General features: G+C 72.5%; 14 protein-coding genes. 8 read left to right on the top strand and 6 right to left on the bottom strand.

All coding sequences use genetic code 11. The features are described from left to right. Positions 1-29: 29 nt before the first annotated feature. The 3 genes from QCZ28_RS07800 to QCZ28_RS07790 form a co-directional block, all read right to left on the bottom strand. Positions 30-1,004 (bottom strand): ABC transporter substrate-binding protein, encoded by a 975-nt coding sequence (locus QCZ28_RS07800; protein ID WP_279515927.1) that lies wholly within the window; start codon positions 1,002-1,004, stop codon positions 30-32. A 197-nt stretch (positions 1,005-1,201) separates the two neighbouring features. Further along, complete coding sequence (gene pobA, locus QCZ28_RS07795; RefSeq protein ID WP_279515926.1) at positions 1,202-2,383, bottom strand: 4-hydroxybenzoate 3-monooxygenase; 1,182 nt, start codon at positions 2,381-2,383, stop codon at positions 1,202-1,204. A gap of 17 nt (positions 2,384-2,400) precedes the next feature. Then, positions 2,401-3,861, bottom strand: a complete 1,461-nt coding sequence (locus tag QCZ28_RS07790) for a benzaldehyde dehydrogenase (RefSeq protein ID WP_279515925.1) — start codon at positions 3,859-3,861, stop codon at positions 2,401-2,403. A 291-nt stretch (positions 3,862-4,152) separates the two neighbouring features. On the opposite strand from QCZ28_RS07790, the gene QCZ28_RS07785 reads away from it, so the two are divergent. From QCZ28_RS07785 to QCZ28_RS07750, 8 genes are read left to right on the top strand one after another with little or no spacing between them, the layout of a single operon-like run. Beyond that, positions 4,153-4,971 carry a CoA transferase subunit A gene (locus tag QCZ28_RS07785; protein ID WP_279515924.1) on the top strand — a complete coding sequence of 273 codons (819 nt, stop codon included), beginning with the start codon at positions 4,153-4,155 and terminating at the stop codon, positions 4,969-4,971. Between the two features lie 27 nt (positions 4,972-4,998). After that, positions 4,999-5,769 carry a CoA-transferase gene (locus tag QCZ28_RS07780; RefSeq protein WP_279515923.1) on the top strand — a complete coding sequence of 257 codons (771 nt, stop codon included), beginning with the start codon at positions 4,999-5,001 and terminating at the stop codon, positions 5,767-5,769. Then, entirely contained in the window at positions 5,766-6,515 is a 750-nt protein-coding gene (gene pcaH / locus QCZ28_RS07775; RefSeq protein WP_279515922.1) for a protocatechuate 3,4-dioxygenase subunit beta, read from the top strand. The genes QCZ28_RS07780 and pcaH overlap by 4 nt, the downstream gene beginning before the upstream one ends. Next, a complete protein-coding gene (gene pcaG, locus QCZ28_RS07770) occupies positions 6,508-7,080 on the top strand; it encodes a protocatechuate 3,4-dioxygenase subunit alpha (protein WP_279515921.1) in 573 nt (190 codons plus the stop codon). Before pcaH ends, pcaG begins: the two co-directional genes overlap by 8 nt. Then, on the top strand, positions 7,055-8,395 hold the full coding sequence (gene pcaB, locus QCZ28_RS07765) for a 3-carboxy-cis,cis-muconate cycloisomerase (RefSeq protein ID WP_279515920.1): 1,341 nt from the start codon (positions 7,055-7,057) through the stop codon (positions 8,393-8,395). Before pcaG ends, pcaB begins: the two co-directional genes overlap by 26 nt. Continuing rightward, the gene (pcaD, locus tag QCZ28_RS07760; protein WP_279515919.1) at positions 8,392-9,168 is read left to right on the top strand and encodes a 3-oxoadipate enol-lactonase; all 777 of its coding nucleotides are present in this window, start codon (positions 8,392-8,394) and stop codon (positions 9,166-9,168) included. Before pcaB ends, pcaD begins: the two co-directional genes overlap by 4 nt. Next, positions 9,168-9,548 (top strand): 4-carboxymuconolactone decarboxylase, encoded by a 381-nt coding sequence (gene pcaC, locus QCZ28_RS07755; RefSeq protein ID WP_279515918.1) that lies wholly within the window; start codon positions 9,168-9,170, stop codon positions 9,546-9,548. Before pcaD ends, pcaC begins: the two co-directional genes overlap by 1 nt. Further along, positions 9,545-10,366 (top strand): IclR family transcriptional regulator, encoded by an 822-nt coding sequence (locus QCZ28_RS07750; RefSeq protein WP_279515917.1) that lies wholly within the window; start codon positions 9,545-9,547, stop codon positions 10,364-10,366. Before pcaC ends, QCZ28_RS07750 begins: the two co-directional genes overlap by 4 nt. Here the strand turns inward: QCZ28_RS07750 and QCZ28_RS07745 are convergent. The 3 genes from QCZ28_RS07745 to QCZ28_RS07735 all read right to left on the bottom strand — a co-directional run bounded on the left by QCZ28_RS07745 (position 10,353) and on the right by QCZ28_RS07735 (position 12,894). Beyond that, positions 10,353-10,997 carry a DUF2306 domain-containing protein gene (locus QCZ28_RS07745; RefSeq protein ID WP_279515916.1) on the bottom strand — a complete coding sequence of 215 codons (645 nt, stop codon included), beginning with the start codon at positions 10,995-10,997 and terminating at the stop codon, positions 10,353-10,355. The genes QCZ28_RS07750 and QCZ28_RS07745 overlap by 14 nt on opposite strands. Positions 10,998-11,095: 98 nt before the next feature. Further along, entirely contained in the window at positions 11,096-11,758 is a 663-nt protein-coding gene (locus QCZ28_RS07740; protein WP_279515915.1) for a response regulator transcription factor, read from the bottom strand. Then, positions 11,755-12,894 (bottom strand): sensor histidine kinase, encoded by a 1,140-nt coding sequence (locus QCZ28_RS07735; protein ID WP_279515914.1) that lies wholly within the window; start codon positions 12,892-12,894, stop codon positions 11,755-11,757. Before QCZ28_RS07735 ends, QCZ28_RS07740 begins: the two co-directional genes overlap by 4 nt. Positions 12,895-12,934 lie beyond the last annotated feature (40 nt).

The following is a 12,934-nucleotide window of genomic DNA, read 5'->3' as shown; positions in this document are numbered from 1 at the left end:
CGGGGCCGGGGAGGGCGGGATCGCGCCGGCTACTGCTGCTGGATGAGACGGTCGAGGTTGGGTTGCTTGTCGAGCACCTTGTACTTCAGCGCGAGTTCGGCGAGCGTCTGCAGGCTCTGCCGGTCGATGTCCCAACCGAACGCCGGCAGCCGCACCGAGTCGGCCACCGGTGGCGGCAGCTCCAGGTTGTCCTTGATGGCCTGCCGCAGCGCCGCCTCGTTGGCGGGGTCCTTGGCCCACTCCAGCGTCTTCTTCATCGCCGCCGTGAAGTCCTCGACCAGCTTGGCGTCCTTCTCGGTGCGTTCCTTGGTGGTGATGGTGGTGAGCGTGGTCAGGCCGGGCACCACCGCCTGGTAGGGCGCGACGACGAAGGTGTCGCCGCGGCCCTTGAGCTGCGTGACGAACGGCTCCGGCACCCAGGCGGCGTCGATGTTTCCGGACTCGAGTTGGGCCGGGGCGTCCGGGAACGCGACCTCGACGAACTTGATCGTCGACGGATCGCCGCCGTCCTTCTCGACCGCCGCCATGATCGTCACGTCGCCGGCGGCGCCCAGGCTGTTGACCGAGACCCGCTTGCCGGCGAGGTCGGCCGGCCGCTTGATGCCGGACTTCGCCGAGGCCACCACGGCGTTGATGTCGTCGCCGTCGGCGTACGAGGAGGCGTAGTTGCCGATGATGACGACACCGAGATCGCGCAGGTCGGCCCGGAACGGGCCGAACGGCTGGCCGATCGCGAAGTCGATGTCGCCGTTCATGAGCGCGGGAATGGCCTGCGCGCCGCCCTGGGCGGGCAGCACCTCGACCTGGAGGCCGCGTTCGGCGAAGAGGCCCGCCTTGATGCCGCCCCACAGCGCGGCGGTCTCGGTGATGGGCAGCGCCGCGACCCGGACCGGGCGCAGATCGCCGGAATCCTGATCGGACGGTGTGGACGCGTCGGAGTCGGTACATCCGGTGAGGGCGATCGCGGTAGCGGCGATCAGCCCGAGAGCCATGACCTTCTTCATTGACGAGGCCCTTCCTGGGCGGGGGTGGTGGGTGCGTCGGAAGTCGGCGGATGCCTCGGATCTGCAGGTGAACTACCGCTGCGTGGGGGCGCACGCCGCTGTGGTGGCCATGGTCAGTCACGCCGGCATTGAAAGTCAAGAATTTCTGACGCCCGTCATGGATAAGTTGAACATCGCGACGTCGCGCCGGCTCCCGCTCACACCTCGGGCAGGCCCACGTAGTTCTCCGACAGGCTCCTGGCGTACGCCTCGGAGGTGGTGACATACCTCAGCGTGGCGATCTGCAACTTCGACTCGTACGGGTCGTCGCGCTCCAGCCGGTGCAGCATGGAGGTCATCCACCAGGAGAAGTGCTGGGCCCGCCAGACCCGGCGCAACGCCGTGGCCGAGTAGCCGTCCAGCAGATCGGTGCGGCCCTCGTCGTACCACGCGGCAAACGCGTCACCGAGCAGCGCGACGTCGGCGAGAGCCAGGTTCATTCCCTTGGCGCCGGTCGGTGGGACGATGTGGACGGCGTCCCCGGCCAGGAACAGCCGCTCCCACCGCATCGGCTCGACCACGAAGCTGCGCATCGGCGTGATGGACTTCTCCAGGATCGGCCCCTCGTTGAGTGACCACCCCGGCACCGTCTCCAACCGGGTCCGCAGCTCCGCCCAGATCCGCTCGTCCGGCCACGCGGCGATGTCCTCGTCCGGTGCGACCTGAAGATACAGCCGAGAGATCTCGGGGGAGCGCATGCTGTAGAGGGCGAAACCCCGCTCGTGGTTGGCGTAGATGAGCTCGTCCACGGCTGGCGGCGCGGCGGCGAGGACACCCAACCAGGCGAAGGGGTACGCCCGCTCGTAGGTGGTCAGCACCCCCTCGGGCACCGCGCCCCGGCTCACCCCGTGGAACCCGTCGCAGCCGGCCACGAAGTCGCAGCGCAGCTCCTCGTCGCGCCCGTCGCGTCGAAAGTGGACCACCGGTGAGTCCGAGTCGAGACCGTCCAGACGTACCGCCTCGGCCTCGAAGAGAATCGAGCCACCGGCCGCGAGCCGGGCGGCGATCAGGTCCTTGACCACCTCCTGCTGCCCGTAGACGGTGATCGCCCGCCCGGTCAGGTCCGCCATCGGCACCCGGTGCGACTCCCCGGCGAAGCGCAGCTCGATGCCCTCGTGGCGCAGTCCCTCCCGGCGCAGCCGTTCACCCACACCGCTGCGACAGAGCAGGTCGACAGAGCCCTGTTCGAGCACTCCGGCCCGGAGCCGGTGCTCGACGTGGTCGCGGCTGCGGCTCTCCAGCACCACGGAATCGATGCCGCGCAGGTGCAGCAGGTGCGACAGCATCAACCCCGCCGGTCCCGCGCCGACGATGCCGACCTGGGTACGCATCTCCGGCATGCTCCTCTCCTCCGGTGTCAGAACGGGTACCGCGTGATGGTGCCCCGCACGGTGAGCCACTGGGTCTCGGTGAACGCCTCGACGTTCGCCGCCGGCCCGCCGAACCGCGAGCCGGTGCCGGACGCTCCCACCCCACCGAACGGCGCCACCGCCTCGTCGCTCACCGTCTGGTCGTTGATGTGCACGATTCCGCTGGGGATCCGGTCGGCGAGCGCCATCGCCTTCATCACGTCGCGGCTCAGGATGCCCAGTGACAGGCCGTACTCGGTCTGCCGGGCCAACTCCACCGCCTCGTCCTGGTCGGTGAACGTGATCACCGGCGCGACCGGGCCGAAGACCTCCTGGGCGTACGCCGGGGTCGCGGGGGTGACGTCGGTGAGCACCGTCGGCCGGTAGAACAGCCCCTCGTACGTGCCCCCGGCCGCCAGCCGGGCGCCCGCGTCGACGCTCGCCGTGACCAGTGCGTGGATCTTGTCGCGCTGGCGCTCGTCGATGATCGGTCCGAGCGCCACCTGCTCCTTCGCCGGGTCGCCGACGGGCAGGTGGTTCGCCTTCTCCGCCAGCCGCTCGACGTACCGTTCGGACAGGCTCTCGTGCACCAGGTGCCGGCCGGTGGTCATGCAGATCTGCCCCTGGTGCAGGAACGACCCCCAGGCCCCGGCGGAGACCGCGAGGTCCAGGTCGGCGTCGTCGAGCACGATCAGCGCCGAGTTGCCGCCGAGTTCGAGGTGGGCGCGTTTGAGGTGGCGTGCCGCCGCCTCGCCGACCATGCGACCGGCCGCTGTCGAGCCGGTGAAGCTGATCACCCGCACGTTCGGGTCGGCCACCAGCGCCTCGCCGACGTCGACCCCGCCGGGCAGGACGTGCAGCAGCCCGTCGGGCAGGCCGGCCTCCTCGAAGACCCGGGCGATCGAGATGCCACCGCAGACCGCCGTGCGCGGATCGGGCTTGAGCACCACCGCGTTGCCCAGCGCCAGGGCCGGGGCGACGGAACGGGTGGCCAGGATGAGCGGGAAGTTGAACGGCGCGATGACTCCGACGACGCCGACGGGCAACCGGCGAGCCAGGCTGAGTCGCGGTTGGGCGCTCGGAATGATCTCGCCGAGCGGGTGCGAGGCCAGCGCCGCCGCCTCGTAGCACTCCTGCGCCGCGGTGTCGGTCTCCACGCCGGCCTTCGGAGCGATGGACCCGGCCTCCCGCACGATCCAGTCGCCGATCTCGGCGGCGTGCCGCTCGAACAGGTGCCCGGCCCGGCGCAGCACCGCGGCCCGTTCGGCGTATCCGGTGGCGGCCCAGGCGTGCTGGGCGGCGGCGGCGCGGGCGCAGGCGCGCGTCACATCCTCGGCGTTCGCCACGCCGACCTGGGCGATCTCCTCGCCGGTGGCGGGGGACCGCACGGGCGCCGTGCCGCCGGCCGGTTCCATCCAGCCGTCGCTGTGCAGCGTGCCCTGCCAGGTCATGGCGTCCAGCAGTGTCATGGCGGTCCTCCTCGGAGCGTGGGGCCGGTGGGGTGGTGAGGGGTGACGTTCACCCAGGGGCCCAGAGGTGTTCGCTGACCGAACGGGCGTTCTCTGTAAGAACGTTGGCACGTGGTCGGTCCCGCGTCAACGCATCGTCGACGGTGAGCGCCGAGCACTGTGGACGTCACTGGCCGGGCCCGGTGAACCTGTCGTTGACGGACGCCATTCCCCGTCGTACGTTCGAGATGAGCACGGCAGTCCGCATAGCGAACAGCGGACAGCACTGTTGTCGCGGGAGGCGGGAGGCCCATGGCGAAGCTCGTCTCGCTGGCCGAGGGCGTGGCGCACCTGGTCCACGACGGTGACGTGGTGGCCCTGGAAGGGTTCACCCACCTCATTCCGTTCGCCGCCGGTCACGAGATCATCCGTCAGGGGCGGCGGGACCTGACCCTCGTGCGGATGACCCCCGACGTCATCTACGACCAGCTCATCGGCGCCGGCTGCGCCCGCCGCCTGGTCTTCTCCTGGGGCGGCAACCCGGGTGTCGGGTCGCTGCACCGCTTCCGCGACGCCGTGCAGCACGCCTGGCCGCGCCCACTCGAACTGGAGGAACACAGCCACGCGGGGATGGCGAACCGGTACGTCGCCGGGGCGTCCGGGCTGCCGTTCGCCGTCCTGCGCGGCTACACCGGCACCGACCTGCCCCGGCACACCACCAACATCCGGCCCATCACCTGCCCGTTCACCGGCGAGACGCTCACCGCCGTCCCTGCCCTGCGTCCCGACGTGACAGTGGTGCACGCCCAGCGTGCGGACCGCAACGGCAACGTGCAGATGTGGGGCATCACCGGGGTGCAGAAGGAGGCGGTGCTCGCCGCCCACCGGTCACTGGTCACCGTCGAGGAGATCGTGGACGAGTGGGAACCCGTACCCGGGCAGGTCGTCCTGCCCGGCTGGGCGGTCACCGCGGTGGCCGAGGTGCCCGGCGGCGCACACCCCTCGTACGCCCACGGCTACTCGGTGCGCGACAACGACTTCTACCGGGACTGGGACGCCGTCAGCCGACACCGCGACACCTTCCGCGCCTGGCTGGACGAGCACGTGCACAGGGCCGGCGCGGCGGCATGAGTCAGCGCAGCGAGCGAGGGGAACGCGATGGCGGACTGGACCGCGGACGAGATGATGACCGTCGCCGCCGCGCGGCAACTGCGCGACGGCACCGCCTGCTTCGTCGGGATCGGGCTGCCCAGCACGGCGGCGAATCTCGCCCGGGCGACGCACGCCCCGAACCTGGTCCTCATCTACGAGTCCGGGTGCCTCGGCGCGAAGCCGGACCGGCTTCCGCTCTCCATCGGAGACGGGGTCCTCGCCGACACCGCTGACGCGGTGGTGTCGGTGCCGGAGGTGTTCAACTACTGGCTCCAGCCCGGCCGGATCGACGTGGGTTTCCTCGGCGCCGCGCAGCTCGACCGGTACGGCAACATCAACACCACTGTCGTCGGCGGTGACTACGACACCCCGAAGGTCCGGCTGCCCGGAGCCGGTGGCGCCCCGGAGATCGCCGCCTCCTGCGGCGAGGTCGTGGTGATCGTCCGGCAGGACCTGCGGACGTTCACCGAACGGGTCGACTTCGTCACCTCGGTCGGGTACGGGACGGGCCCGGGCGACCGGGAACGGCTCGGCCTGCGCGGCGGCGGTCCCCGCGTGGTGATCACCGACCTCGGCGTGCTCGAACCCGACCCGGTCACCCGCGAGCTCACCCTGACCCACCTGCACCCCGGCGTGACGCGGGAGCAGGCACGGGCGGCCACCGGCTGGGACCTCGCCGTCGCCGAGGAACCGGCCACCAGTGCGCCACCGACGGCCCGCGAACTCGCGGTGCTGCGGGCGCTGGAAGCGACGAAGTCCGACGGGAGACGACAATGACCACTCAGGACACCCGGGCGGGCGGCGGCCTGGTGCTGCCGCGGTACCGACGCGACGACGTCGACGCCCACCCGCCGCTGCTCAGTCCCGGCTACCGGTCGACAGTGGCGCGGGCGCCGAAACACCCACTGATCCACCTGCCGCAGCTGCTCACCGAGATCACCGGGCCGTTGCTGGGGGAGGGGCGGCTCGGCGCGCTCGACCACGACCTGACCCGCCAGCACGACGGTGAACCGCAGGGACAGCGGATCATCGTGCACGGCCGGGTCCGCGACGGTGACGGTCGACCGGTACCCCGCACGCTCGTCGAGATCTGGCAGGCCAACGCCGCCGGACGCTACCGCGACGCCCGCGACACCTGGCCGGCCCCGCTCGACCCCCACTTCACGGGGGTGGGTCGGGCGCTCACCGACGACCAGGGGCGGTACCGGTTCATCACCGTGCAGCCCGGCGCGTACCCCTGGCGTAACCACGACAACGCCTGGCGGCCGGCGCACATCCACTTCTCCCTCTTCGGCCGCGCGTTCACCCAACGGCTGGTGACGCAGATGTACTTCCCGGGCGACCCGCTCTTCTTCCAGGACCCGATCTTCAACTCGGTCCGCGACCCGAAGGCCCGGGAACGGATGGTCGCCCGGTACGACCACGCCACCACGACACCGGAGTGGGCGCTGGCGTACGAGTTCGACATCGTGCTGCGGGGCCGGGAGAGCACCCCCTTCGAGGACGAGGACGACGATGAGTGAGAAGCTGGGTGTCATGCCCGCGCAGACCGTCGGGCCGTACCTGCACATCGGCCTGCGCTGGCCCGACGGCCCGTACGTCGTACCCGAGGGCACGCCTGGCGCGTTCTGGATCAGGGGTCGGATCGTCGACGGCACCGGGATGCCGGTGGTGGACGCGATGGTGGAGAGCTGGCAGGCCGACCCGGACGGCCGGTTCGACCACCCGGACGACCCCCGGGGGGCCCGGCCGCCAGTGCTCGCCGGCTTCCGCGGATTCGGGCGCAGCGAGACCGACGGGCAGGGGTGGTACCGGTTGTTGACCGTCAAGCCGGGGGCGCTGCCCGATCCGGAGGGCGGCACCGAAGCCCCTCACCTGACCCTGTCCGTCTTCGGGCGTGGGCTGCTGCACCGCCTCGTCACCCGGCTCTACTTCCCCGACGAGCCGGCGGCGAATGCCGTCGACCCCGTGCTGCGCGGCGTCGACGCCGACCGCCGTGACACCCTGCTGGCGACACCCGCGGCGGACGGGTTCCGGTTCGACATCCACCTGCAGGGCGCGCATGAGACCGTCTTCTTCGCCGTCTGACGGGCTGCTCGGCGGCCTCTCCGGCACCCCGGACGTCGACGCGGAACTCAGCGACCCCGCGGTGCTCCAGGCGATGCTCGACGCGGAGGCCGCGCTGGCCCGGGCCGTGGCGGACGCCGGCATCATGCCCGCACCGGCCGCCGAGGCGATCGCCGCGCGGTGCCGCGCCGAGCGGTACGACCCGGGGGCCCTCGGCAGGGCGGCCGACGCCACCGGCAACCCGGTCGTCGCGCTGGTGGGTGAGCTGACCGCCGCCGTGCCGGAGCACCACCGGGCCTGGGTGCACTTCGGAGCGACCAGCCAGGATGTGCTGGACACCGCGCTGGCCCTGGTGGCGGTGCGGGCGCTCGGGCCGCTGCTGCGTCACCTCGACACCGCTGTGGACGCCGCCGCCCAGCTGGCCGACGTCCACCGGGACACCGTGATGGTCGCCCGGACCCTCGGTCAGCAGGCGGCACCCACCACGTTCGGGCTCAGGGCCGCCGGCTGGTTGACCGGTCTGGCCGAGGCCCGGGACCGGCTGCGGCAGGCCGGCGTGGCGCAGCCCGCGCAGCTCGGTGGCGCGGTCGGCACCCTGGCCGCGTACGGCCCGGACGGCGCCGACGTCGCCGAACGGTTCGCGGCGCACCTGGGCCTCCCGCCGAGCCCGCTGCCCTGGCACACCCGCCGGCAGCCCTGGCTCGACCTGGCCACCGCCCTCGGAGGGCTCCTCGTGGCCGCCGGCAAGGTCGCGCTCGACGTCGGCCTGCTCGCCCAGAACGAGATAGCCGAGGTCGCCGAGGGTGGCGTCGGCCGGGGCGGCTCCTCGGCCATGCCGCACAAGCGCAACCCGGTGGACTCGGTCCTCGTCACCGCCGCGACACGACGCGGTCCCGGTCTCGTCGCCACCGTGTTCGCCGCGGCGGTGCAGGAGCACGAGCGGGCCGCCGGCGCCTGGCACGCCGAGTGGGAACCACTGCTCGACCTGCTGCACGTGACCGGTGGCGCTGCCGCGCGGTGCGCCCGGATGCTCGTCGGGCTGCGGGTCGATCCGCGGCGGATGCGGGCGAACCTCGACGCGACAGGGGGCGTCCTGCTCGCCGAGGCGGTCGCCGCGCGACTGACGCCCGCCGTCGGTCGCCGGGCCGCGCACGACCTGGTGACCCGTGCCGCCGCCGCACCCTCGTTCCGCGCCGCGCTGCTCGCCGACCCCGAGGTCCGCGCTCACCTGTCCGACACCGAGATAGCCGAGGCGCTCGACCCGCACCGCTGGCTCGGCTCGGCCGGGCGGTTCGTCGACCGGGCCCTTGTCGCCGTTCGGGGAGCGGACGGATGACCGCCCGGCTGCATCTCACCGTCGACGGTCCGGCCGTCGCCCCGGTGCTGCTGCTCGGCAGCTCCCTCGGCACCGCCGCCGCGATGTGGGATCCCCAGGTGCCGGTGCTCGCCCGACGGTTCCGGGTCATCCGGTACGACCACCTGGGCCACGGGCGCTCGGCGGTGCCGCCCGGGCCGTACACCCTGGACCTGTTGGGCCGGGAGCTGCTGCGGACGCTGGACGACCTCGACGTGCCGTGGGTCCACTACGCGGGGCTGTCCCTCGGCGGCATGGTGGGCATGTGGCTCGCCACGTACGCGCCCGAGCGGGTTCGCCGGCTGGCGCTGCTCTGCACGTCGGCGTCGCTCGGCCCACCCGGGCAGTGGCGGGACCGGGCGGCGACGGTACGGGACGACGGGTTGCCGACGATCGCCGACGCGGTGGTGGCCCGCTGGTTCACCCCGGCCTTCGCCGCCGCCCGGCCGGAGGTGGTCGCCACCCACCGCGCCATGCTGACCGCGACGCCCCCGGACGGGTACGCCGCCTGCTGCGAGGCGATCGCCGCGATGGACCTCCGACCCGACCTCGGCCGGGTCGCGGCGCCGACGCTGGTCATCGCCGGGGCGGACGACCCGGCCACCCCGGTGTCGCACGCCCGCGAGATCGTCGGCCGCATTCCACAGGCTCGGCTGGCCGTGGTCGACGCGGCGGCGCACCTGGCCAACGTCGAGCAACCCGAGCAGGTGTGCCGACTCCTGCTGCGACACTTCGACGAGGAGCGTGGTGACTGATGAACGACGGCGAGCGGCACGAGGCGGGCATGACGGTACGTCGACAGGTGCTGGGCGACGCGCACGTGGACCGCGCGGTCGCCGGCACCGACGAGTTTACCGCCGACTTCCAGGACTTCATCACCCGCTACGCCTGGGGAGAGGTGTGGAACCGGCCCGGTCTCGACCGGCGTACCCGCAGTTGCATCACCCTCGCCGTGCTCGCCACCCTGCACCACGACGACGAGCTGGCGATGCACGTCCGGGCCGCGCTGCGCAACGGCCTGAGCCCGCAGGAGGTGGCGGAGGTCCTGCTCCAGGTCGGCGTCTACGCTGGTGTACCGGCGGCGAACCGGGCGTTCACAGTGGCCCGGGAGACCCTGCGGCAGGAGGCCGGGTGAGTGTGAGCGAGGAGGCGACCAGGTCGCCGGAGTTCGTTCAGTCGCTGGAGCGCGGCCTCGCGGTGATCCGCGCGTTCGACGGCGAACATCCGCAGCTCACCCTCAGCGAGGTGGCCAGAAGGACCGGGTTGACCCGGGCCGCCGCGCGCCGGTTCCTGCTCACCCTGGTCGAGCTGGGCTACGTGCACACCGACGGCCGGCTCTTCTCGCTGCGGGCCCGGATCCTCGAACTCGGCTTCGCGTACCTGTCCAGCCTCAGCCTGCCCGAGGTCGCCCAGCGGCACATGGAGGCGTTGGTGGCGCGGGTGCACGAGTCCTGCTCGGTGTCGGTGCTCGACGGCGACGAGGTGGTCTACGTCGCCCGCGTGCCCACCAAACGGATCATGACGGTGGGGATCAGCGTCGGCACCCGGTTCCCCGCGTACGCCACCTCCATGGGCCGGGTGCTGCTCGCCGCGCAACCGGCGGACTGGCTCGACGACTACCTCGCCACGGCGCAGCTGCGCCCGCTGACCCGGCGCACCGTCACCGACCCGGCGAAACTGCGCGCCGTCCTCACGAAGATCGCCGCCCAGGGGTACGCGATCGTCGACCAGGAGTTGGAGGAGGGGCTGCGCTCGGTGGCCGCGCCGATCCACGGCGAGAACGGGTCGGTGATCGCGGCGGTGAACGTCTCCGCGCACGCCACCCGGGGGTCCTTCGAGATGATCCGCCGGGAGCTGCTCCCGCCGCTGCTGGCCGCCGCGAAGCGGATCGAGGAGGACATCCGTGGTGGCCTGAGCCGGTCATCGGCGGCCGACGGGCTCAGCTCAGCTTGAGGGCCGGCGCGGTGACCGCCCGGGCCGGGCGCCGCAGATACCACTCGGCCACCGCAAGGTTGATCAGCCAGCCGGCGACCACCAGGCCGGCCCGGAGGTTCCCGTCGGGCTGTTCACCGACCGCGATGAGGTACGGCGCGTGGGTGAACGCCTGGGTGCCGGCGCCCAACCCGATCGCGTAGGCGCGCACCATCCACCTGCGGTGCCGGTCGATGTCCCGGCGGAGCACGGCGGCGAGACCGAGCAGGATCGCACCGGCCATGACCGAGCCGAAGACGAGCCGCATGCCGGCGAGCACGTCGTTGTCGTGGGCCGGCAGGTCGTACCCGACGGCCATCCACATGCCGCTGAACGCGACAGTCAGCCCGCACGGCACGAGCACGCGACCGGCACGGCGGTGCCAACGGTGGCGGCGCAGCCGGGGTACGAACTGGAACGCGCCCAGGACCGTGTAGACCACCGCGCCGACGATGTGCAGCACCACCGGCAGCGGATCGGCGACGAAGCGGGCGTTCTCCGGGGTGACCTCCGGCCCGGTGCCCAACTCCGTGAGCCGTCCCGCTCCGGCGAGCATCGGTATCAGGCCCAGCAGGATCAACGCGGCCGGCAGCCGCCACTCTCGCATCGTCATGCCACCGATGGTGGACGCCGCACCCGGCCCCGCTCATCGGCACATGGGCCGCGATCCGGTCGGCCCATGGTCGGACACCGCCGTCGTACCTTCGTCGCTCACCGGTGCCGCCGGCCGCGGTTGGTCTCGTACGCCCACATCGCCACCTCGACCCGGTTACGCACCCCCAGCTTGGTCATCAGGCTGGTCACGTGCGACTTGACGGTGCTCAACGTGATGTGCAGCTCCGCGGCGATCTCCTGGTTGGTGCGTCCCCGCGCGACGGCGACCAGGACCTGCTCCTCCCGGTCGGTGAGCGCGTCGATGGGCTGCTGGCGCGGCGCGGCCGGGTCCGCGTCGGCGAACGCCTTCAACAGCCGGGTGGTGACGCTCGGCGCGATCAGCGCGTCCCCGTTGGCCGCCGCGTGCACGGCCTGGCTGAGCAGTTCGGGACCGGCCTCCTTGAGCAGGAAGCCGCGGGCGCCGGCCCGCAGCGCCGCGTACACGTACTCGTCGAGGTCGAAGGTCGTGATGACGACCACCGCGAGCGGCTGCGCGACCGTTGGGCCGGCGAGCGCCCGGGTGGCCTCGATGCCGTCCATGCCGGGCATGCGAATGTCGAAGAGGCACACGTCGGGCCGCAGCCGCCGGGCGAGCTCGACCGCCTGCCGGCCGTCGCCCGCGCCGCCGACGACCTCGATGCCGGGCTGAGTGTTCAGGATGATGGTGAGGCCGGTGCGGACGATCTCCTGGTCGTCCGCCACGAGCACGCGAACCGTCACGCGCCGACCCCCTGGCGCGGGAGCACCGCCGTGACCGTCCAGCCACGGCCGGGATCGGGCCCGGCCTGGCAGGTGCCGCCGAGCAGGTCGGCGCGTTCCTTCATGCCCGTCAGGCCGAAACCGGGGGAGCCGGTCGGCCCGGCAGCCCCGGCCTCTCCGTCGTCGCTGACCCGCAGCCGCACCGACGTGTCGTCGGCCGCGACGCTGACCTCGATGCGGGTGGCGTGCCGGGCGTGGCGACGGGCGTTGGTGACCGACTCCTGGGCCAGGCGGTAGAGCGCGGAGCCGACACCGGGCGCGAGGTCGTCGAGGTCGCCGCGCAGATCCACCTCGACGCTCGGCCCGGTGCGGAACTGGCCGGCGAGCCGCCCGATGTCGGCGACCTGCGGGTGTGGCTCCCGGTCGGCGGGCTGGTCGTGGCGCAGGACGCGGACCATCGCGCGCATCTCGGCGAGCGCACGGGACGCCTCGGCCTCGATGGTGCGCAGCGCCTCGACTGCGGCGTGTGGCTGGCTCGCCGACACGGCGATGCCGGCCTGGGCGCGGATCGCCATCGCCGACACGTGGTGGGCCACCGTGTCGTGCAGGTCGCGGGCGAGTCGTTCCCGTTCCAACAGCTTCACCCGGTCGAGCTCGCGCAGCCGGGCGGCGGCCCGGAAGCGGATCGCGACACCCAGCGTGGCGGCGGCGAACATCACCGCGAAGCCGGCGACCAGTTCCCCGCCGTCGATCGAGCCGACCACGCCGGCGGCGGTCACCTTCGCCACCACGAAGAACGACCCGATCACGGCATCGCGACCGGAGCCCCAGCGCAACAGCGCGTAGACCAGCAGGACCAGGAAGCTCGCCGTGAACAGCTGGCAGGGATCGCCGGGGAGCACGAACGGGGCGACAGTCGTGCCGCCGAACGCGATCACCACCATCGCGAGCGGCCTGGTCCGTCGCCAGAGGATGGTGGGCAGCAGCGCGAGCGCGACGACGACGCAGCCCACCCGCCACGGCAGATCGGGTCGGAGAGCGCCTTCCACCAGCGTCGCCGGTGTCAGGACCGCGATCACCGCCCAGTCGCGCCAGAGCCGGGACGGGGCGGGTGAGACACGCGGCTCGGCCAACACCGCGTGCAGGCGAGGGTGCATGGGATCCATCGTACGAACGGTGGTGCGACTCCAGATCGTC

It is taken from the genome of Micromonospora sp. DH14, from assembly GCF_029809455.1.
GTDB classification, from domain to species: domain Bacteria; phylum Actinomycetota; class Actinomycetes; order Mycobacteriales; family Micromonosporaceae; genus Micromonospora; species Micromonospora parva.
Note: the sequence above shows the minus strand (reverse complement) of the source record. Positions and strands in the feature narration are given on the sequence as shown.

What these genes read in the sequence shown, in the direction of transcription:
- QCZ28_RS07790 (WP_279515925.1), bottom strand. Translation starts at nt 3,861, where the DNA reads ATGACACTGCTGGACGCCATGACCTGGCAGGGCACGCTGCACAGCGAC.
- pcaG (WP_279515921.1), top strand. Translation starts at nt 6,508, where the DNA reads ATGAGTGAGAAGCTGGGTGTCATGCCCGCGCAGACCGTCGGGCCGTAC.
- QCZ28_RS07800 (WP_279515927.1), bottom strand. Translation starts at nt 1,004, where the DNA reads ATGAAGAAGGTCATGGCTCTCGGGCTGATCGCCGCTACCGCGATCGCC.
- QCZ28_RS07745 (WP_279515916.1), bottom strand. Translation starts at nt 10,997, where the DNA reads ATGACGATGCGAGAGTGGCGGCTGCCGGCCGCGTTGATCCTGCTGGGC.
- pcaH (WP_279515922.1), top strand. Translation starts at nt 5,766, where the DNA reads ATGACCACTCAGGACACCCGGGCGGGCGGCGGCCTGGTGCTGCCGCGG.
- QCZ28_RS07785 (WP_279515924.1), top strand. Translation starts at nt 4,153, where the DNA reads ATGGCGAAGCTCGTCTCGCTGGCCGAGGGCGTGGCGCACCTGGTCCAC.
- pcaB (WP_279515920.1), top strand. Translation starts at nt 7,055, where the DNA reads ATGAGACCGTCTTCTTCGCCGTCTGACGGGCTGCTCGGCGGCCTCTCC.
- QCZ28_RS07735 (WP_279515914.1), bottom strand. Translation starts at nt 12,894, where the DNA reads ATGCACCCTCGCCTGCACGCGGTGTTGGCCGAGCCGCGTGTCTCACCC.
- pobA (WP_279515926.1), bottom strand. Translation starts at nt 2,383, where the DNA reads ATGCCGGAGATGCGTACCCAGGTCGGCATCGTCGGCGCGGGACCGGCG.
- pcaC (WP_279515918.1), top strand. Translation starts at nt 9,168, where the DNA reads ATGAACGACGGCGAGCGGCACGAGGCGGGCATGACGGTACGTCGACAG.
- QCZ28_RS07780 (WP_279515923.1), top strand. Translation starts at nt 4,999, where the DNA reads ATGGCGGACTGGACCGCGGACGAGATGATGACCGTCGCCGCCGCGCGG.
- pcaD (WP_279515919.1), top strand. Translation starts at nt 8,392, where the DNA reads ATGACCGCCCGGCTGCATCTCACCGTCGACGGTCCGGCCGTCGCCCCG.